Source organism: Caulobacter flavus (genome assembly GCF_003722335.1).
GTDB classification, from domain to species: domain Bacteria; phylum Pseudomonadota; class Alphaproteobacteria; order Caulobacterales; family Caulobacteraceae; genus Caulobacter; species Caulobacter flavus.
Genome location: NZ_CP026100.1, coordinates 302,576 through 321,584 on the forward strand (window position 1 = coordinate 302,576; position 19,009 = coordinate 321,584).

Here is a 19,009-nt window from a genome sequence, read left to right on the forward strand (position 1 = left end):
TTTTGACCATCGTTCGCAAATGCGCTCTAGGTTGCAGCCATGGACTTCGAGCCCGGCCCGCCCCCCGCAACGCTCTCCGAAACGCCCAAGCGCCGCGGCCCCGGCCGCCCGCGCGACCCCGAGGTGGAGAAGCGCCTTAAGCGCGCGGCGCTGGAGGTGCTGGCCCAGCACGGCATGTCGGGTCTGACGCTGGAGAAGATCTGCGACAAGGCCGGCGCGCCGCGCGCCACCTTCTATCGCCGCTGGGCCACGCCGATGCAGGCCGTGGGCGAGGCCTTCAACGAGGCCTTCCTGTTCGAGACCCTGCCCGACACCGGCGACGTCGTCGCCGACCTCGTCGCCCTGGGCCAGGCGATGCTCGACCTCTACAACGACCCCGTGGTCGGCCCGTGCATGAGCTTCCTGATCGCCGAGAGCCGCGTGCGGCCCGAACTGTTCCAGGGCGGCCACGAGGACTTCCAGCGCCGCCGCGCCTACAACCGCCAGGTCGTCGAGCGCGCCATCGCCCGCGGCCAGATCCCCGCCGACACCGACGCCGACCTGGTGATCGACACCATCAGCGGCCTGGCCCTCAACAACCAGGCCACCCGGCGGCCGCTGACCCCGGAGATGCTGACGTTCGTGGTGCGAAGGCTGCTGGGGCTGTAGGCCGCCTGACGGCGCCCCCCTCCGGCCCTCCGGGCCACCTCCCCAGAGGGGGAGGATCCGAAACTCCGACGCCAGGAAGATGCTCCCCCTCTGTGGGAGCTGTCGGCGGAGCCGACTGAGGGGGTCTTGCCGCCTCGAAAACAAACCAACCGCGCGGTATCTTAAAGACCTCCCCGCCCGAGGTGTGCCGTGTCCGTCCCTGCTTCCGCCTACGCCATGCTCGCCGGCGCCATCGTCGCCGAGGTGGCCGGCACCACCTTCCTGCAGAAGTCCGAGCAGTTCACGAAGCTGCTGCCCAGCATCGCCACGGCCGGCCTCTACGCCCTGGCCTTCTTCCTGCTGTCGATCGCGCTCAAGCACATGCCCCTGGCCATCGCCTACGCCATCTGGAGCGGCGTCGGGATCGTGCTGACCGCGGTGATCGGCGCCGTCCTCTTCCGCCAGATGCTCGACCTGCCGGCGATGATCGGCATCAGCCTGATCGTCAGCGGCGTGGTGGTCGCCCAGCTGTTCTCGCGCACCCTGAGCCACGCATGAACACCACCGCCTACAACCGCCCCAAGCAGCCCGAGCAGGTGCGCCGCGCCCTGCTGGAGGCCGCCGTCGCCCTGGCAGAGGAGCAGGGTCTGGGCGGCATCACGGTCCAGGCGGTGGCCGACCGCGCTGGCGTGACCAAGGGCGGTCTCTTCCACCATTTCGCCAACAAGCAGGCGCTGATCGACGCCGTCTTCGACTTCATGCTCGAGCAGATGGAGGCGGTGCTCGACCGCCTGATGGCCGACGACGCCGAGCAAGGCTGCTTCACCCGCGCCTACGTGATCTCGACCTTCGAGTGCTGCGACATGGCGCTCAGCGGCCAGGCCCTGTCGATTTCGATGGTCACCGACCCGGCCCTGCGCCGCCGCTGGCGCGACTGGGTCGACGCCCGCCTGGCCCGGCACGCCGACACCGACTCCGACCCGCGCCTGAACGTCGTGCGCCTGGCCGCCGACGGCTACTGGTTCGCCCGCGTGCTGCACGACGGCGACCCCGGCCCCGAGACGCCCGAGGCGCTGCAGGCCCGCCTCATCGCCATGACACGGGAGGGCTGAGATGGGCTTTTTCCGAACCCACTGGGCGCTGCTGGCGGAGGCGGACGACGAGGCCACGCTGGCGCCAGTCGCGCCTGACGAGGAAATACCGACCGAACCGCTGCAAGAGACGCCGACGGCAGCCTAGTTCTCACCGGCGACGCCTTTTTCTCCTCCTCGCAGAGCGGGGAAGGTGGCGCGGCGCTATCAGCGCCGTGACGGATGGGGCGACCGCCGGCACGGAGCCCAGCCTCGCCCCCTCCACCGCTTCGCGGTCCCCCTCCCCCGTTTCACGGGGGAGGAGAAACACCTCAGAACAGCACGCCCTTCTCCAGCATGCCGTGCACGCCCTTCTCGCCGTTGACGGTCTGGGTCACCCGGAAGTCCACGGCCAGCGAGCAGAACTGATAGGCCTGCACGCGGGTGAGGCTCGAGCGGGCGCAGATGAAGTCGATCATGCCGCGCAGGGCCTGCTTCATCGCCAGGTCCAGGTCCTCGTTGAAGCCCATGACGATCCAGTGGGTCGGCGTCTCGGCGCGCGGCCAGGTCGCCACGCCCACCTCCGACGCCTTGTGCAGGATGAAGGTGAAGGTCCCGGTCAGGCCCATCTCCAGGGCGTTGACGCAGACCTCGCCGTCGCCCTGGCGGCCATGGCCGTCGCCGGCCGAGAAGTTGGCGCCGGGAACCCAGACCGGCAGATAGAGGGTCGCGCCCGCGCCTAGTTCCTTGTTGTCCATGTTGCCGCCGTGCTCACGCGGCTCGCGGCTGGAAAGCCGGCCGTACTTGGCCGGCGGGGCCACGCCCATGGTGCCGAAGAACGGCTTCAGCGGCAGTTGCGGCCCCCACTCCGGCTTGCAGACCCCGCGCGCCCTGTCGACGGCAATGTGGCTGACATAGCGATCGGGGAAGTCCTCCGGGATCGTGCCGGCCAGCGGCCGCACCGCGCAGTAGCCCCAGTCGTTGTTGGGCTCCACCGACTCGATCCGCACCTCCAGGGTGTCGCCCGGCTCGGCCCCGGCGATCGCCACGGGTCCCGTGAGGATGTGCGGCCCGATGCGATCCAGCTTCGCGTCGTGGATCGCCTGCAGGGCCGGCGGGATGGTCAGCCACGACTCCGCGCTGGGCATGACCTCGGGCCCGCCGGAAACGCAGTCGAAGGTGACGCTGTCGCCCGACTGAACGGTCAGGACCGGGTCGAAGGCCGCGTCGAAGATGCCGAAGCGGACGGTCTGCGGGGTGGAGGCGAGGTGATGATGCATGGCGCGAAGCGAACCGGAGGCTTGAAGACGGCCTCCACTCTCCGGCCGCGCCGCCGCCGGGGCGAAGCGCGCGCCGCCGCCGCCGCCCCGCTTTGCGAAACCTGCCTCCGCCCTGGGCGCCCGCTGCCCCCACGCCGCGCAAACAGCGGGCGATCGGCCCAGCTTAAGCGCTTGAAAAACCCGTGCTGGCGGCGTTATCGTCGGCTGGCTATGAAGTATTCAATTACTTCCTAGCGTGAGTGACTTCCCATGTCGGGCGGCGATCTGTCGGCCTTCCAAAACCTCACCGACGCCAAGGTCGCCGCCTATCTGGATCGCCGCAGCGCCGAGCTTGGCCTGCCCGTTCCCGAGAGCTGTCGCGCCGGCGTCGCCGAGAACCTCGCCCTGCTGCGCGACCAGACCGCCCTGTTCTGTGGCGAGCTCGCCGGCCAGAGCGAGGCGGACGCTCCGGCGGAGGCGTTCGAGCCGTGAGCTTCGACACCATCCAGGGCCTGGGCCGCGCCCTGCGCGAAGGTCGCGCCACCGCCCGCGAGATCGCCCAGCGCGCCCTGGCCGCCGCCAGGGCCGAGCCGTTCAACGCCTTCACCGCCGTGTTCGAGGCCGAGGCCCTGGTCCAGGCCGACGCCGTGGACGCCGCTCTCGCGGCCGGCGTCGACCCCGGCCCGCTGGCCGGCGTCCCCTTCGCGGTCAAGAACCTGTTCGACGTGGCCGGCCACGTCACCCTGGCCGGATCCAGGATCCGCCGCGACGCCGCCCCCGCCAGCGCCGACGCCACCGCCGTCGCCAAGCTGAAGGCGGCTGGGGCGGTGCTGATCGGCGCGCTGAACATGGACGAGTTCGCCTACGGCTTCGTCACCGAGAACGCCCACGACGGCCCCACCCGCAACCCCCACGACCCGTCCCGCATCGCCGGCGGCTCGTCGGGCGGCTCGGCCGCCGCCGTGTCGGCCGGGATCCTGCCCCTGACCCTGGGCTCGGACACCAACGGCTCTATCCGCATCCCCGCCGGCCTGTGCGGCGTGTTCGGCATGAAGCCCACCCTGGGCCGGCTGTCGCGGGCGGGAACCTTCCCGTTCGTGCACAGCCTCGACCACATCGGCCCGTTCGCCCGCACGGCCGCCGACCTCGCGACCGCCTACGACGCCCTGCAGGGTCCCGACCCGCGCGACGCGCTGTCGCCGCCGGTCGCCGATCCGCTGTCGGGTCGCCTCGACGCCCTGGCCGATCAGCCCCTGCGCGTCGGGGTGCTGGGCGGCTGGTTCCAGCAAGGCGCCTTCCCCGAGGTGGCCGAGGCGCTGGAGATCGTCGCCGACGCGCTGCAGGCCCGCCGCGACGTCGAGCTGCCCGGCGCCCAGGCCGCCCGCGCCGCCGCCTTCGCGATGTCGGCCTCTGAAGGCGGGCAGCTGCATTTCGACGACCTGGCCGCCCGCGCCCTCGACTACGACCCGGCCGTGCGCGACCGCCTGCTGGCCGGCGCCCTGCTGCCCGATGGCGTGGCCCAGGCAGCCCATCGCTATCGCCCCGTGTTCCGCGACGCGGCCCGCAAGCTGTTCGAGGACTTCGACCTGCTGCTGGCCCCGGTCGCCCCCTGCCCTGCCCCGCCCATCGGCCAGGCGACCATGGAACTGGCCGGCGCGCAGGTTTCGGTGCGCAAGACGCTGGGGGCCTACACCCAGCCGATCAGCTATATCGGCCTGCCGGTGATCGCCGCTCCGGTGAACCGCCCAGGCAAGCCGCCGGTCGGCGTGCAGCTGATCGCGCCGGCCTGGCGCGAGGACCTGGCCTTCGCCGCCGCCCTGCGCCTGGAGCGCGCCGGCGTCATCGCCGCCCACCGTCCTGCAGGAGCCTAGAAGATGATCGTCAACGCCCCCGACGTGCTGGCGCAGGTCACCGCCGCCGTCGACGCCTATGAAACCGCGCTGATGACCAACGACGTCGAGGCGCTGGACGGCTTCTTCCGCGACGCGCCGCAAACCGTCCGCTACGGCGTCGCCGAGAACCTCTACGGCTTCGCCGAGATCGCCGCCTTTCGAATCGGACGGGCCGGCGGCTCGCCGCTGCGCGAACGCCTTCGGACCGAAATCACCACTTTTGGGCGTGATTTCGCGATCGCCAACGTCGAATTCCTCAGAACCGGGGCAAAACAGCCCGGTCGCCAGAGCCAGACCTGGCTGCGCACCGAAGACGGCTGGAAAATCGTTTCCGCGCACGTTTCGCTGCTTCAGGGCGGCGCCGACCAACGCCTTGCGCCATAAGCTCCAGAAGCTCCGCTCAAGGACAATAAGTAAGTATGTCCTGACTTATGATCTAGTTTTGGGCGCCGATGTCGCAGCGTGGTCAAATAGTGACACGCCCCGAACAAACTTCACGGAGTCGATACCGAGTCGTCATCAAGCCTTTTGATTTCGGCGACGCCATTGTGCATTGCACCCCGCAACCGGCTCCTCCACCGGTGTTCGAAGGGGATTTCGACATGACCAATCAAGCCAAGCTGCGCTCGGGCGCCGCGTTCGGCGCTCTCCTGCTGGCCGCCGCCGTCGCGGCCCCGGCCTTCGCCCAGGACGCCGCCGTCGCCCTCGACGACGTGATCGTCACCGCCCAGAAGCGCTCGGAAAACATCCAGGACGTGCCGGTCTCCGTCGCCGCCGTCTCGGGCGAGAAGCTGGCCTCGATCTTCGCCGCCGGCGAAGACGTGCTGGCCCTGTCGAGCCGCGTCCCCGGCCTCTACATCGAAAGCTCCAACGGCCGCGCCGCCCCGCGCTTCTACATCCGGGGCCTGGGCAACGCCGACTTCGACCTGGCCGCCTCGCAGCCGGTGTCGGTGATCATGGACGACGTCGTCCTCGAGAACGTCGTGCTCAAGAGCTCGCCGGTCTATGACGTCGAGCAGGTCGAAGTCCTGCGCGGCCCGCAAGGCACGCTGTTTGGCCGCAACACCACCGCCGGCATCGTCAAGTTCGACACGGTGAAGCCGAGCGAGGACTTCCGCGCCAACGGCGCGGCTACCTACGGCTCGTACGGCTCGGCCACCTTCGAAGGCGGCGTCGGCGGCGCCATCGTCCCGGGCAAGCTGGCCGTCCGCGCCTCGGCCCTGTACCAGCACCGCGACGACTACATCGACAACAGCTTCACCGGCGTGAAGGACGCTCTGGGCGGTTACAACGAGAAGGCTGCCCGCCTGCAGATCCTGGCCACCCCGACCGAGGACACCTCGATCCTGGCCATCGCCCACACCCGTTCGCTGGACGGCACGGCGGCGGTGTTCCGCGCCAACATCCTCACGGCCGGCAGCAACAAGATCAATTCGAACTTCGACCGCGACAAGGTTTCGTACAACGGCGGCGCCAACAACCCGCAGGAATACGACTCGACCGGCGTCTCGCTGAAGATCGACCATGACTTCGGCGGCGTGAAGCTGACCTCGATCAGCGCCTACGAAACCGCCAAGGGCCGCAGCCGCGGCGACATCGACGGCGGCGTGGCCGGCGTCGGCCCGGGCTTCATCCCGTTCGACTCCGACACCCAGGACGCCATCGGCGACCTCGACCAGGTCACCCAGGAAATCCGCCTGGCCAGCGACACCGACGGCAAGCTGGCCTGGCAGGTCGGCGCCTACTACTTCAAGTCGGCCTTCACCGTCTCGACCAACCCGTTCTTCGTCGCCCCCAGCACCCTGGAGCACAAGAACACCTCGTGGGCCGTGTTCGGCCAGGGCACCTATCAGGTGACCGACGCCCTGAAGGTGACCGCCGGCGTCCGCTGGACCGACGACGACAAGGACATGGAAGTCCTGTCCTCGCCGTTCGGCGCCTCGGCCCCGGTGTCGGTCTCCGACAGCCAGGCCAGCTGGGACCTGTCGGCCTTCTATGCCGTCAACGACGACGTCAGCGTCTACGGCAAGGTGGCCCGCGGCTTCCGCGGTCCGTCGATCCAGGGTCGTGACATCGCCTTCGGCAGCCCGGCCTCGGTCGCCCAGTCGGAAACCATCCTGTCGTGGGAAGCCGGCGTCAAAAGCGAGCTGTTCGAGCGTCGCGTCCGCCTGAACGGCGCGGTGTTCACCTACACCATCGACGACCCGCAGTTCAGCGCGGTCGGCGGCGGCAGCAACTCCAACCGCCTGATCAACGCCAAGAAGGGCGAGGCCTACGGCGTCGAGCTGGACGGCGAGTGGAAGGTGACCTCGAACCTGCTGGTCACCGCCGGCTACAGCTACAGCCACACCAAGATCAAGGACTCGGGCCTGGCCGTGGCCGTCTGCGCCCAGTGCACCGTGACCGACCCGAAGAACAGCGCCGGCCAGGCCCTGGTCAACGGCAACCCGTTCCCGAACGCGCCGGAATACATCCTGAACTTCGGCGCTCGCTACAACGTGCCGGTCGGCGCGGGCGGCGAACTGTTCGCCGAAACCGACTGGTTCCGTCAGGGCTACACGAACCTCTTCCTCTACGAGAGCAAGGAGTTCAACAGCAAGGACACGTTCGAAGGCGGCCTGAAGCTGGGCTACGCCCGCACCGACGGCGCGTACGAAGTGGCCGTGTTCGCCCGCAACATCACCAACGAGGTGAACCTGCGCGGCGGCATCGACTTCAACAACCTGACCGGCTTCGTCAACGAGCCGCGCGTGGTCGGCATCTCGCTGAGCGCCCGCTGCTAAGCGAACGAAAGCTTGAAGCAAACGGCGGCCCGGGCGTGAAAACGCCCGGGCCGTTGTCGTTTTGACATGCCCGCGCCGTCTGGGGCGGCTAAGGTCGTCGGCTTTCCCGGCCTCCCGCCGGGGCCGCAGACAAGAAGACCGATGACGACCAAGATCATCTTCGACACCGATCCCGGCATCGACGACGCCATGGCCCTGCTGTTCATCGAGGCCAGCCCGGCGCTCGACCTGGTGGCCGTGACGACCGTGTTCGGCAACGCCGACATCGACACCACCACCCGCAACGCCCTCTACCTGAAGAACCGCTTCGGCCTGGCCGCCCCGGTCTACAAGGGCACAGACAAGCCGCTCCGCCGCCCGCGCAACCCCTCGCCCACCTTCGTGCACGGCGAGAACGGCCTGGGCGACGTCGAGCTGACCGGCCTGGTGGCCGCCGAGCCCGAAGCCAAGCCGGCCCACCAGGCGATCATCGACCTGGCCCGCGCCAATCCCGGCGAGATCACCCTTGTGGCCGTCGGCCCGCTGACCAACCTGGCCCTGGCGCTGGACGCCGATCCGGAAGTCGCCACCCTGCTCAAGGGCGTGGTGATCATGGGCGGCGCCTTCGCCGTCGCCGGCAAGCCGGGCAACGTCACGCCGGTGGCCGAGGCCAACATCTGGAACGACCCGGAAGCCGCCGACCGCGTCTTCACCGCCCCCTGGCACGTCACCGTCATCGGCCTGGACGTCACCACCCAGGTGATCATGAGCCCCGACTTCATGGAGGCGCTGGAAGCCTCGGCCGGTCCGGCGGGCGAGTTCCTCAACGCCATCTCCAAGCCGTACGCGGCCTTCTACGGCGGCCGCGACGGCATCGTCGGCTGCTGCGTCCACGACGCCGCCGCCGTGGCCTACGTCATCGACGAGAGCCTGTTCGAAGTCCGCCGCGGCTCGGTGCGCGTCGTCACCGAGGGCATCGCGCTCGGCCAGACCCTGCAGAAGGTGGAAGGCGAGCTCTTCGGCCCGTCGGCCTGGGACGACCAGCCGATCCACAGCGCCGCGATCGCGGTCGACGCGGACAGGCTGCTGGCGCTGTATGCGCGGACGATGAACGGGGTGGTGGCCGGGGGCTGACCCACTCAGTCGCTCCGCGACAGCTCCCCCAGAGGGGGAGCATCTACGCCGCGAAAGATCCTCCCCCTCAGGGGGAGGTGGCCCGAAGGGCCGGAGGGGGCCGCGCATCGCGCGGCCTTTTCCCTATCTGCGCCACCGCTCCACGCCCGCCAGATACGTCCGGGCGACCACGCGGTCGTCGCCCAGCACGGTCAGGGCGAACAGCCGGTCCTCCAGCCCCTTGGCCGCCTTGAGCCGGCGCGCCAGCAGCGGCGTCGCCGCCAGGTCCAGCACCAGGAAGTCGGCCTCCTTGCCGGGCGCCAGATTGCCGATGCGGTCGTCGAGATCCAGCGCCCGCGCCCCGCCCAGCGTCGCCAGGTACAGGGCGTGGAACGGATCCAGCGCCTGCCCCCGCAACTGCCCCACCTTGTAGGCCTCGCCCAGGGTGTGGAGGATCGAGAAAGTCGTGCCAGCCCCGACGTCGGTGCCGATCCCCACCTTCACCCCGTGTTGGCAGGCGGTCGGCAGCGGGAAGAGGCCAGAGCCCAAGAACAGGTTCGAGGTCGGGCAGAACGACACCGCCGCGTCCTTGGCCGCCAGCCGCTGGAACGCCTCGCCCTGCAGGTGGACGCAGTGGGCGAAGACCGAACGCTTCCCCACCAGGCCGAAGCGCTCGTAGACGTCCAGATAGTCGCTCGCCCCGGGGAACAGCTCGGCGGTCTCGACGATCTCGCGCGGGTTCTCCGACAGGTGGGTCTGCATCCAGACGCCGGGGTTCTCGGCCAGCACCTGGCCGGCCATCTCCAGCTGCGCGTCGGTGCAGCTGATGGCGAAGCGCGGCGTGACCGCGTAGCCCAGCCGTCCCTTGCCGTGCCAGTCGGCGATCAGGCCTTCCATGTCGGCCCGCGCGCCCTCGACCGTGTCGGTCAGGCCCGGCGGAGCGTTGCGGTCCATCAGCGCCTTGCCGGCGATCAGCCGCATGTCGCGCGACAGGGCCTCGGCGAACAGCGCCTCGACCGATCCCCTGTGCACCGAGCCGAACACCAGCGCCGTGGTGGTGCCGTTGCGCAGCAGCTCGTCGACGAAGAAGGTCGCCGCCTCGCGGGCGTGCCCGGGATCGGCGAAGGCGGCCTCGGCCGGAAAGGTGTGCTGCTCCAGCCAGTCCAGCAGCTGCGCGCCGTGGGCGGCGACGATGTCGACCTGCGGAAAGTGGATGTGGGTGTCGATGAAGCCCGGCGTGATCCAATGACCCGACAGGTCCTCGACCGGAACACCGGCATAGGCGCCCGCCAGTTCGGCATGGTCGCCGCACGCGACCACCCGGCCCTCGTCCACGACCAGCAGGCCGTCCTCGTGGAAGGCGACCGCCTCCCCGTTCTCCGTCGGATCCCCGAGCAGGTGGAGGATCGACGCCCTAAACGCTCGCACTCTGTCCCTCGTCGTTGCGGGCCTGCGCCGCTTCTAGCCGCATCAGCAGGTCGGCGGCCACCGACACGGCGATCACCTCCGGCGCCTTGCTCTTCAGGCCCGGCAGGCCGATCGGACAGGTCAGCCGGTTGAGCGCCAGCGCCGAAAAGCCGTCGTCGCGCAGGCGGTGCATGAACCGCGCCCGTTTGGTCTTCGAGCCGATCAGACCCAGATAGGCAAACCCGCCGCCGGCCAGACCCGCCGAAGTCAGGGCGTAGTCCAGGGCGTGGTCGTGGGTCAGCACCAGGCCGTAGGCCTCGCCCGTCGCCCCCATGGCCAGCGCCGCCAGCTCGGCCGGCTCGCGCACGGTGACGCCGGGGATCTCGGCGGCCTCGGGCCGGCTGTCGTACCAGAACAGCCTGAACGGCAGCGGCGCGAAGGCCCGGGCGATGGCCTGGCCCACATGGCCGGCCCCGAACAGCAACAGCGGCCGGCGGGGCGCCTCGCTGCGCTCGACCAGCTCGTCGCCGAGGTCCGGGCGCGGCCCGCGCGCGGCGGCGCGCGTCCCGCCCAGCACGACGGCCGGCGGATCGGCGTCCAGCGCCGCGATCGGCGCGATGGTCTTGGTCAGCAGGCCCGGGTCGAAGCGCGTGCGCAGCTCGAACGGCTGGTCGGCGTCCATGCGCCGCGCGGCCTCGGTCAGCCAGTCGCGGCTGGCCGCCTCGACCCGCTCGATCATCAGCCGTACCCGGCCGCCGCAGCACTGGGCCAGCAGCGGCCCCAGCGGATAGTCCTGGATCGCAAAGGCCGCCTGCGAGCCGGTCAGCATCCGCCGCGCCTGACTGGTCGCCTGATGCTCCAGATTGCCGCCGCCGATCGTGCCCGACTGGCCGCCGTCCCAGACCACCATCTTGGTCCCCGCCTCGCGCGGGGCCGAGCCCTCGGTGGCCAGCACCGTGACCAGGGCGGCGTTGTCATTGGCGTCGAGACGCGACAGGGCGGCGCGGGCCCAGTTCCTGTGGGTCGCCAGCATCTAGGCCGCTCCCACGAACGCCTCCCTCTCCCATGGGGAGAGGGAGGGGCCCGCCGCGCAGCGGTGGGAGGGTGAGGGGATAGGGCGGCCAGGGATGTAACCCCTCACCCTCCCACGCCTGACGGCGCGGGCCCCTCCCTCTCCCTTCGGGAGAGGTTTGACGTAAGCGGCGAGCCCCCTAGGCATCGGCGGCCCTCCTCCGCACGTCCTCGACCGCCATCAGCACCGCCTCCGGCGTCGCCGGCGCATCGAGGTTCGGCATCACCTTGTGGTCGGCGACCGAAGCCACCGCCCGCGTGATGGCGCTGAACACCGAGATCGCCAGCATCAGCGGCGGCTCGCCCACGGCCTTCGAGCGGTGGACGGTCGGCTCGGCGTTGCGGCCCGGCTCCCACAGATTGATGTTCAGCACGCGCGGCCGGTCGCTCGCGGTCGGGATCTTGTAGGTCGAGGGCGCGTGGGTCTTCAGCACGCCCTTGGCGTCGTAGACCAGCTCCTCTGTGGTCAGCCAGCCCATGCCCTGGATGAAGCCGCCCTCCACCTGGCCAAGGTCGATGGCCGGGTTCAGCGAGCGGCCCACGTCGTGCAGGATGTCGGCGCGCAGCACCTTGGTCTCGCCGGTCAGGGTGTCGATCACCACCTCGCTGCAGGCCGCGCCATAGGCGAAGTAGTAGAACGGCCGCCCCCGATGGGTCTTGCGGTCGTAGGCGATCTTGGGCGTGGCATAGAAGCCGGTGGCCGACAGCGAGATTCGCGCCAGATAGGCCTGGCGGCACAGGTCGGGGAAGCTCAGCGTCTGTCCGCCGATCCGCACGCCGTCGGGCGTGAAGGCCACCTGCGAGGGATCCACGCCCCACTTCTCGGCGGCGAAGGCGACGAGGCGCCCCTTCAGCTTGCCCGCCGCGTCCAGCACCGCCATGCCGTTGAGGTCCGCGCCCGACGAGGCGGCCGTGGCCGAGGTGTTGGGCACCTTGTCGGTGGTGGTCGCGGTGATCTTCACGCGCTCGAGCGGAACCTGAAAGGCCTCGGCCGCCACCTGCGCCACCTTGATGTAGAGCCCCTGCCCCATCTCGGTCCCGCCGTGGTTCAGCATGATCGAGCCGTCGGCGTAGATGTGGATCAGGGCCCCAGCCTGGTTCAGGTGGGTGGTCGTGAACGAGACCCCGAACTTCACCGGCGTCAGGGCCAGGCCCTTCTTGAGGATCGGACTTCCGGCGTTGAAGGCCTCGACCGCCCGCTGCCGGGCCTCGTAGTCGCACGACCGCGCCAGATCCTCGATCAGCTGCGGCGCGACGTTGTCCTCGACCACCTGGTAGTAGGGCGTCAGGTTGCGCCCGCCCCCGCCATAGAGGTTGCGCCGGCGCACCTCCAGCGGGTCCAGTCCGGTCGCCTGCGCCACCGCGTCCATCACCCGCTCGATCGCCGCCATGCCCTGCGGCCCGCCGAAGCCCCGGAAGGCGGTGTTGGAGACGGTGTGGGTGCGCCAGCGGTGCGAGACGATCTCGACCGCCGGCAGGTAGTAGGCGTTGTCGGCGTGGAACATCGCCCGGTCGTTGATGGCCGGCGACAGGTCCGTGGTCGCCCCACAGCGCGAAGCCAGCTCCAGCCGGATTCCTTCCAGCCGGCCCTCGCCGTCGTACCCGACGTCGTAGGCGACCTCGAAGTCATGCCGCTTGCCGGTCATGACCATGTCCTCGTCGCGGTCGGGCCGGCACTTGGCCGGACGGCCGGTCTTGACCGCGACCAGGGCCGCGGCCGCCGCGAACAGCGAGGCCTGCGTCTCCTTGCCGCCGAAGCCGCCGCCCATGCGGCGCACCTCCACCGTCACGGCGTGGTCGGGCCGGCCCAGCACGCGGGCGATCAGGTGCTGCACCTCGGTCGGATGCTGGGTGGAGCACCAGACGTGGACGTCGCCCTCCTCGCGCGGCGTGGCCAGCGAGGCCTGGCCCTCGAGATAGAAGTGGTCCTGGCCGCCGATCGCGAACCGGCCCTGGATGCGCTTGGACGCGGCTTCCAGCGCGACGGCCGCATCGCCGCGCGCCATGCGCTGGCTGGCCTCGATCTTCAGGTCCAGCGCCTGGGCCTGCCCGATCGTGATCGCCGCCGGCAGGTCCTCGTACTCGACCACGGCCTTGGCGGCGGCGGCGCGGGCGGCGGCGATCGAGGTCGCCGCCACGGCGAACAGGCTCTGGCCGACGCAATAGACCTCGCCCTGCGCGAACAGCCTGTCGTCGTGGATCACCGGGCTGACGTCGTTCTCGCCGGGAATGTCGTCGGCGGTCAGCACCCGCACCACGCCGGGCGAGGCCCGCACGGCCGACAGGTCCATTGATACGATCCGCGCGTGGGCCCGCGTGCTCATGCCCAGGTGCACATGCAGCATCCCCGCCGGCTCGGGCAGGTCGTCGACATAGATCGCCGTTCCCGTCACGTGGCGCAGGGCGCTGTCGTGCGGAACCGAGGCGTGCACGCCCTGGAACGGGGTGACTTTCAGCGAAGCGCCGGAGTCAGCCATGGGCCGCCTCCGCCAGCACGCTGGTCGCCACGCCCGGCTGGGCGCTTTCGAGGAAGGCGCGGATCAGGAGGTTGCGCGCCGTCGTGGCGCGATAGGCCGCCGAGGCCCGCATGTCCGACAGCGGCGTGTAGTCCTCGTCCAGTTTCGCGGCCGCCGCCTCGACGCTCTCGCGCGTCCACGGCGCGCCGATCAGCGCCGCCTCGCAGGCGCCGGCCCGGCTGGGCGTGCCGGCCATGCCGCCGAAGGCCACGCGGGCCTCGATCACCACGCCGTCGACCACGGTAATCGCGAAGGCCCCGCAGACGGCCGAGATGTCCTGGTCGAAGCGCTTGGACAGCTTGTAGACCTTGAAGATCTGGCCGTCCGGACCACGCGGCACGATCACCGCCTCGACGAACTCGCCCGGCTGGCGGTCCTGCTGTCCGTAGGCGACGAAGAAGTCCTCCAGCGGCATCTCGCGGACCTGCTCGCCCCGGCGCAGCACCAGCACGGCGCCCAAGGCGATCAGGGCCGGCGGCATGTCGCCGATCGGCGAGCCGTTGGCGATGTTGCCGCCGATCGTGCCGCTGTTGCGCACCTGGGTCGAACCCAGCCGCCGCATCATGTCGGCCAGGCCCGGATGGCGGGCGCTCAGGGTCTCGATGGCCTCGACGTAGCGCACCCCCGCGCCGATCCGTAAGGCGTCGCCCACCCGGCCGATGGTCTTCAGTTCGGGCATGCGGCCGATGTCGATCAGGGTCTGCGGCGGCTTCCTCAGCTTGGTCACCCACAGGCCGACGTCCGTGGCCCCGGCCACGAAGGCGGCGTCGGGATTGGCCTCGGCGGCGGCGGCCAGTTCGGCCAGGCCGCGCGGCGCCAGCCAGCGGCGCGTGACGCCGCGCACCGGATCCTCGTGGGCCAGGCTCAGCATCGTCTCGCGCTGGATCGCCCGCAGCGGCGCGGCCACGTCGGGCGCGGCCTCGCGCGTCACGGCCCGGGCCGCATCCAGGATCGGCCCGTAGCCGGTGCAGCGGCAGAGATTCCCCGCCAGCACGTCCTCGACCGCCGCCCCCGCCCCGCAGGCGCCCACCGCCCGGCCGTACAGCGACATGACGATGCCCGGCGTGCAGAAGCCACATTGCGAGCCGTGCCGGTCGATCAGCGCCTGCTGCACGGGATGCGGCTTTCCCTTGCACCCAGCCACGTCGCCGACGGCCAGGCTCTCGACGGTCATCACCGCCTTGCCGTCCAGCATCGGCAGGAACTGGATGCAGGCATTGACCGCCCGCCAGTTGACCGGGTCCAGGTCGTCGCCGGTGGTCAGCTCGCCCACCAGCACGGTGCACGAACCGCAGTCGCCCTCGGCGCAGCCTTCCTTGGTCCCGGTCCGCCGCAGCGGTCCGCGCAGATGCTCCAGCAGAGTCGTGGTCGGATCGACGCCGGCCGCCTCCCGCACTTCGCCGTCCAGCAGGAAACGGATCGTTCCGCCCATCTCAGCTGCCCCGGTAGGTGGAATAGCCGAACGGCGAGACCAGCAGCGGCACGTGGTGGTGCTGGCCCGCGTCGGCCACCGCGAAATCGATGGTCACCACGTCGAGGAACGGCGGATCGGAGACCTTGGCCCCGCTGGCCGCGAAATAGGCGGCCACCTCGAACTCCAGGCGATAGCCGCCGACCTCCAGCGCCTCGCCCTCGACCAGCCGCGCGCGACCGTCGGCGTCGGTGGTCGTGGCCTTGATCAGCACCGGCGGCCCTTCGATCCGGCGCAGCACGCGCACGGCCACGCCGGCGGCCGGCCGGCCGGCCGCGGTGTCGAGGATGTGGGTCGTCAGGCCGCTCATCGCCCTTGGTTCCTCGCGCCGTGCGGTGTCATGGTCATCATACGCTCTTTCGCCTTCCCCCGAAGGCTGGAGCCGCCCGCGCGCGCTGTCCAGCGTCGCCGGCCAGGCGCCGGCCCACGGAGCGCCCGGCGCGACCGGTTCGCCCAGCCACGCGGCGACGGGCGCCCGCCGATTGAGCGTATATAAGTCCTTTATTACTTACCCGCGCTCGACCCCAGGTCGTCCGTCGCCGCCCGATCGACGCGCCATGGCCGCAGAATCGCAAAAAATGGGCCCGCGACGCTGCGTAAGGTTGGAAATGCGCGGCCAACCCCGGTAGCTACACGCCCAGACGGGCCGCGAGCGTTCGCCATCCGACGACGAACGCGAAAAGACGGCCCGCTTTCACAGCGCTGCGCAGAACACCCGCGAAGGATCGACGATGGACGAGGATTTCCGTAAAGCCGCCCTGGACTACCACCGGCTGCCGCGGCCCGGAAAACTGCAGATCGAGGCCACCAAGCGGATGGCCACCCAGCGCGACCTCGCCCTGGCCTACTCCCCCGGCGTCGCCGCCCCGTGCGTGGCCATCGCCGAGGATCCCGACCTCGCCCGCGACTACACCGCCCGCGGCAACCTGGTGGCCGTGATCTCCAACGGCACCGCCGTTCTGGGCCTGGGCGACATCGGCCCGCTGGCCTCCAAGCCGGTGATGGAAGGCAAGGCCGTCCTCTTCAAGAAGTTCGCCGGCATCGACGTCTTCGACATCGAGGTCGACGCCAAGGATCCCGACCGCTTCATCGAGGTCGTCGCCGCCCTCGAGCCCACCTTCGGCGGCATCAACCTCGAGGACATCAAGGCCCCGAATGCTTCGTCATCGAGCGCGCCCTGCGCGAGCGGATGAACATCCCGGTCTTCCACGACGACCAGCACGGCACCGCCATCGTCTGCGCCGCCGCCGTCCGCAACGCCCTGCTCGTGCAGGGCAAGCAGCTGAAGGACGTCAAGCTGGTCACCTCGGGCGCCGGCGCGGCGGCCCTGGCCTGCGTCGACCTGCTGGTCTCGATGGGCCTGCCGGTCGAAAACGTCACCCTCACCGACATCAAGGGCGTGGTCCACGCCGGCCGTGATCCGGACATGCCCGAGAACATGGCCCGCTACGCCCGTCCGACCGACGCGCGCACCCTGCCCGACGTGCTGCCCGGCGCCGACATCTTCCTGGGCCTGTCGGCCCCGCGCGTCTTCAAGCCCGAATGGCTGCCGCTGCTGGCCGAAAAGCCGCTGATCCTGGCCATGGCCAACCCGGATCCGGAAATCCTGCCCGAGCTGGTGCAGGCCGCGCGTCCCGACGCCATCATGGCCACCGGCCGCAGCGACTATCCCAACCAGGTCAACAACGTCCTCTGCTTCCCGTTCATCTTCCGCGGCGCGCTCGACGTCGGCGCGTCCGAGATCAACGAGGCGATGAAGGTCGCGGCCGTCGAGGCCATCGCCGAGCTCGCCCGCGCCGAGGCCAGCGAGGTCGTCGCCTCGGCCTATGGCGGCGCCGCGCCGATGTTCGGCGCCCAGTACATCATCCCCAAGCCGTTCGATCCGCGCCTGATCCTGCAGATCGCCCCGGCCGTGGCCCGCGCGGCCATGGATTCGGGCGTGGCCACCCGCCCGATCGCCGACTTCGACGCCTACCGCGCCGAGCTGGAGCTGTTCGTCTACCGCTCGGGCCAGCTGATGCGCCCGGTGTTCGAACGCGCCCGCAAGGCCACCAAGGCCGCCAAGGTCCGCGTCGCCTACGCCGAGGCCGAGGACGAGCGGGTCCTGCGCGCCGTGCAGACCGTGGTCGACGACGGCCTGGCCGCGCCGGTGCTGATCGGCCGCCGCGAGGTCATCAAGGCCAAGGTCGCCGAGATGGGCCTGCGCCTGGATCTGGGCGGCTCGGTCGAGATCCTCGACCCGCTGGCCGACCACGAGGTGTTCGAGCCGATCGTCGGCCAGTACCAGAACCTGGTCGGCCGCCGCGGCGTGCCGCCGCTGGCCGCCAAGCGCCGCGTCGAGGGCCGCCGCACCGTCGCCGCCTCGATGCTGCTGCAGACCGGCCAGGTCGACGCGGCCCTGGTGGGCGGCAGCGGCGACTGGTGGCAGCACATGACCTACGTGCTGCCGATCATCCCCAAGCGCGAGAACGTCGGCCGGGTGTACGCCATGTCGTCGCTGATCCTCGACAACGGCACGCTGTTCTTCTGCGACACCCACGTCAATGTCGAGCCGACCGCCGAGCAGATCGCCGAGATGACCCTGCTGGCCGCCGAGTCGGTGCGCCGCTTCGGCCTGACGCCCAAGGCCGCGTTGCTGTCGCACTCCTCGTTCGGCGCCAGCAACTCGCCCACCGCCCGCAAGATGCGCGAGGCCCTGTCGATGGTGCGCGCCGCCGCGCCGGAGCTCGAGGTCGACGGCGAGATGCATGCCGACGCCGCGCTCTCCCAGGCCCTGCGCGACCGCCTGGTCGGCGACAGCACCCTGAAGGGCTCGGCCAACCTGCTGGTCATGCCGACCCTGGACGCGGCCAACATCAGCCTGACCCTGCTGACGGCCGCCACCGAGGCCCTGCTGGTCGGCCCGATCCTGCTGGGCATGAGCCGGCCGGTGCACGTGCTGACGCCCAGCGTCACCGCTCGCGGCATCGTCAACATGACCGCCCTGGCCGTGAACCAGGCGGCCGCCGAGCGCGCCGCCGCGCAAGGCCTCTGATCCTTGTTTCCCGGCGGCTTCAGCCGCCGGGGTCTCGAAACGCGAAAAGGCCCCGCCGGAGCCTCCAGCCATCCCAGGGGATGACGGAGGCCCCAGCGGGGCCTTCTTGCATTCAGGCGTCAGGCGCCGACCGCGAGCGATCGGCGCGCGTGAGGCTTAGAGGATGCGCAGGTTGCCGGCCGAGGTCTTGCCCGAGCGGCGGTCCTGCTCGAGTTCGTAGCCGACTTGCTGGCCTTCGTTCAGGCCGCGCAGGCCGGCGCGCTCGACGGCCGAGATGTGCACGAAGATGTCGCCACCGCCGTTGTCCGGCTGGATGAAGCCGAAGCCCTTGGTGCTGTTGAACCACTTCACGACGCCCGTGCCGGCTTCGCCGGTGCCGCCACCGCCGCCACCACCACCGTAGCCGCCGCCGCGCGGGGCGTCGAAGCTGCGTTGCGGACGACGCGGAGCGCCGCCGGCCGGAGCGGCGCCGTGGCCGGTCACGCGCAGGTTACCGGCCGAGGTCTTGCCCGAGCGACGGTCCTCTTCCAGCTCGTAGGCCACCTGGTCACCTTCGTTCAGACCCGACAGGCCCGAACGTTCAACCGCGGCGATGTGGACGAACACGTCCTGGCCGCCGTCTTCGGGCTGAATGAAACCAAAGCCCTTGGCCGGGTTGAACCACTTAACGACACCGTTCGACATCTTGTCCTCAAAACCTCATTCGACGGGCCAATTGCCGGCCCGCGTCCTTCCACAGCAACTCATGACGCAAAACTGCGGCACGCGCTACGCCCTTTGCACGGAG

Annotated in this window: 15 protein-coding genes and 2 pseudogenes; 9 read left to right on the forward strand and 8 right to left on the reverse strand. The window is 70.4% G+C overall.

Annotated elements, in window-relative coordinates:
* Positions 1 to 39 precede the first annotated feature (39 nt).
* From C1707_RS01480 to C1707_RS01490, 3 genes are all read left to right on the forward strand, one after another.
* Positions 40 to 648: a TetR/AcrR family transcriptional regulator gene (locus tag C1707_RS01480; RefSeq protein ID WP_101712885.1), complete on the forward strand. Its 609-nt coding sequence runs from the start codon at positions 40 to 42 to the stop codon at positions 646 to 648.
* Between the two features lie 189 nt (positions 649 to 837).
* Complete coding sequence (locus C1707_RS01485) at positions 838 to 1,185, forward strand: DMT family transporter (protein ID WP_338032078.1); 348 nt, start codon at positions 838 to 840, stop codon at positions 1,183 to 1,185.
* Positions 1,182 to 1,739 carry a TetR/AcrR family transcriptional regulator gene (locus C1707_RS01490; protein WP_101712887.1) on the forward strand — a complete coding sequence of 186 codons (558 nt, stop codon included), beginning with the start codon at positions 1,182 to 1,184 and terminating at the stop codon, positions 1,737 to 1,739. The genes C1707_RS01485 and C1707_RS01490 overlap by 4 nt, the downstream gene beginning before the upstream one ends.
* Positions 1,740 to 2,029: 290 nt before the next feature.
* Here C1707_RS01490 and C1707_RS01495 read toward each other — a convergent pair whose 3' ends face one another.
* Positions 2,030 to 2,977: an acetamidase/formamidase family protein gene (locus C1707_RS01495; RefSeq protein ID WP_101712888.1), complete on the reverse strand. Its 948-nt coding sequence runs from the start codon at positions 2,975 to 2,977 to the stop codon at positions 2,030 to 2,032.
* A gap of 249 nt (positions 2,978 to 3,226) precedes the next feature.
* On the opposite strand from C1707_RS01495, the gene C1707_RS01500 reads away from it, so the two are divergent.
* The 5 genes from C1707_RS01500 to C1707_RS01520 all read left to right on the forward strand — a co-directional run bounded on the left by C1707_RS01500 (position 3,227) and on the right by C1707_RS01520 (position 8,744).
* On the forward strand, positions 3,227 to 3,448 hold the full coding sequence (locus C1707_RS01500; RefSeq protein WP_101712889.1) for an AtzG-like protein: 222 nt from the start codon (positions 3,227 to 3,229) through the stop codon (positions 3,446 to 3,448).
* Positions 3,445 to 4,827 (forward strand): AtzE family amidohydrolase, encoded by a 1,383-nt coding sequence (locus C1707_RS01505; RefSeq protein WP_101712890.1) that lies wholly within the window; start codon positions 3,445 to 3,447, stop codon positions 4,825 to 4,827. The genes C1707_RS01500 and C1707_RS01505 overlap by 4 nt, the downstream gene beginning before the upstream one ends.
* A 3-nt stretch (positions 4,828 to 4,830) precedes the next feature.
* Positions 4,831 to 5,232, forward strand: coding sequence for an oxalurate catabolism protein HpxZ (gene hpxZ, locus C1707_RS01510; RefSeq protein ID WP_101712891.1), 402 nt, complete (start codon positions 4,831 to 4,833; stop codon positions 5,230 to 5,232).
* Between the two features lie 218 nt (positions 5,233 to 5,450).
* Positions 5,451 to 7,631 carry a TonB-dependent receptor gene (locus tag C1707_RS01515; protein ID WP_101712892.1) on the forward strand — a complete coding sequence of 727 codons (2,181 nt, stop codon included), beginning with the start codon at positions 5,451 to 5,453 and terminating at the stop codon, positions 7,629 to 7,631.
* A gap of 141 nt (positions 7,632 to 7,772) precedes the next feature.
* A complete protein-coding gene (locus C1707_RS01520) occupies positions 7,773 to 8,744 on the forward strand; it encodes a nucleoside hydrolase (protein ID WP_101712893.1) in 972 nt (323 codons plus the stop codon).
* A gap of 123 nt (positions 8,745 to 8,867) precedes the next feature.
* Here the strand turns inward: C1707_RS01520 and guaD are convergent, their stop codons facing one another.
* The 5 genes from guaD to uraH form a co-directional block, all read right to left on the reverse strand.
* Complete coding sequence (gene guaD, locus C1707_RS01525; RefSeq protein WP_101712894.1) at positions 8,868 to 10,151, reverse strand: guanine deaminase; 1,284 nt, start codon at positions 10,149 to 10,151, stop codon at positions 8,868 to 8,870.
* Positions 10,138 to 11,163, reverse strand: coding sequence for a xanthine dehydrogenase accessory protein XdhC (gene xdhC / locus C1707_RS01530; RefSeq protein ID WP_101712895.1), 1,026 nt, complete (start codon positions 11,161 to 11,163; stop codon positions 10,138 to 10,140). Before xdhC ends, guaD begins: the two co-directional genes overlap by 14 nt.
* Positions 11,164 to 11,341: 178 nt before the next feature.
* Positions 11,342 to 13,678 (reverse strand): xanthine dehydrogenase molybdopterin binding subunit, encoded by a 2,337-nt coding sequence (xdhB, locus tag C1707_RS01535; RefSeq protein WP_101712896.1) that lies wholly within the window; start codon positions 13,676 to 13,678, stop codon positions 11,342 to 11,344.
* Positions 13,671 to 15,149: a xanthine dehydrogenase small subunit gene (gene xdhA, locus C1707_RS01540; RefSeq protein ID WP_101712897.1), complete on the reverse strand. Its 1,479-nt coding sequence runs from the start codon at positions 15,147 to 15,149 to the stop codon at positions 13,671 to 13,673. The genes xdhB and xdhA overlap by 8 nt, the downstream gene beginning before the upstream one ends.
* Before the next feature lies 1 nt (position 15,150).
* A complete protein-coding gene (uraH, locus tag C1707_RS01545; protein ID WP_101712898.1) occupies positions 15,151 to 15,498 on the reverse strand; it encodes a hydroxyisourate hydrolase in 348 nt (115 codons plus the stop codon).
* Positions 15,499 to 15,919: 421 nt separating this feature from the next.
* On the opposite strand from uraH, the pseudogene C1707_RS01550 reads away from it, so the two are divergent.
* Positions 15,920 to 18,222: pseudogene (locus C1707_RS01550) on the forward strand (NADP-dependent malic enzyme).
* 156 nt (positions 18,223 to 18,378) lie between these two features.
* On the opposite strand, the gene C1707_RS26540 reads toward C1707_RS01550, so the two are convergent.
* Positions 18,379 to 18,573: a cold-shock protein gene (locus C1707_RS26540; protein ID WP_233245359.1), complete on the reverse strand. Its 195-nt coding sequence runs from the start codon at positions 18,571 to 18,573 to the stop codon at positions 18,379 to 18,381.
* A gap of 129 nt (positions 18,574 to 18,702) precedes the next feature.
* Positions 18,703 to 18,906, reverse strand: a pseudogene (locus C1707_RS26545) (cold-shock protein); the annotation flags it as partial.
* Positions 18,907 to 19,009: the final 103 nt, after the last annotated feature.

What these genes read in the sequence shown, in the direction of transcription:
- C1707_RS01490 (WP_101712887.1), top strand. Translation starts at nt 1,182, where the DNA reads ATGAACACCACCGCCTACAACCGCCCCAAGCAGCCCGAGCAGGTGCGC.
- C1707_RS01520 (WP_101712893.1), top strand. Translation starts at nt 7,773, where the DNA reads ATGACGACCAAGATCATCTTCGACACCGATCCCGGCATCGACGACGCC.
- uraH (WP_101712898.1), bottom strand. Translation starts at nt 15,498, where the DNA reads ATGAGCGGCCTGACGACCCACATCCTCGACACCGCGGCCGGCCGGCCG.
- xdhC (WP_101712895.1), bottom strand. Translation starts at nt 11,163, where the DNA reads ATGCTGGCGACCCACAGGAACTGGGCCCGCGCCGCCCTGTCGCGTCTC.
- C1707_RS01515 (WP_101712892.1), top strand. Translation starts at nt 5,451, where the DNA reads ATGACCAATCAAGCCAAGCTGCGCTCGGGCGCCGCGTTCGGCGCTCTC.
- C1707_RS01500 (WP_101712889.1), top strand. Translation starts at nt 3,227, where the DNA reads ATGTCGGGCGGCGATCTGTCGGCCTTCCAAAACCTCACCGACGCCAAG.
- hpxZ (WP_101712891.1), top strand. Translation starts at nt 4,831, where the DNA reads ATGATCGTCAACGCCCCCGACGTGCTGGCGCAGGTCACCGCCGCCGTC.
- C1707_RS01495 (WP_101712888.1), bottom strand. Translation starts at nt 2,977, where the DNA reads ATGCATCATCACCTCGCCTCCACCCCGCAGACCGTCCGCTTCGGCATC.
- C1707_RS01480 (WP_101712885.1), top strand. Translation starts at nt 40, where the DNA reads ATGGACTTCGAGCCCGGCCCGCCCCCCGCAACGCTCTCCGAAACGCCC.
- xdhA (WP_101712897.1), bottom strand. Translation starts at nt 15,149, where the DNA reads ATGGGCGGAACGATCCGTTTCCTGCTGGACGGCGAAGTGCGGGAGGCG.
- xdhB (WP_101712896.1), bottom strand. Translation starts at nt 13,678, where the DNA reads ATGGCTGACTCCGGCGCTTCGCTGAAAGTCACCCCGTTCCAGGGCGTG.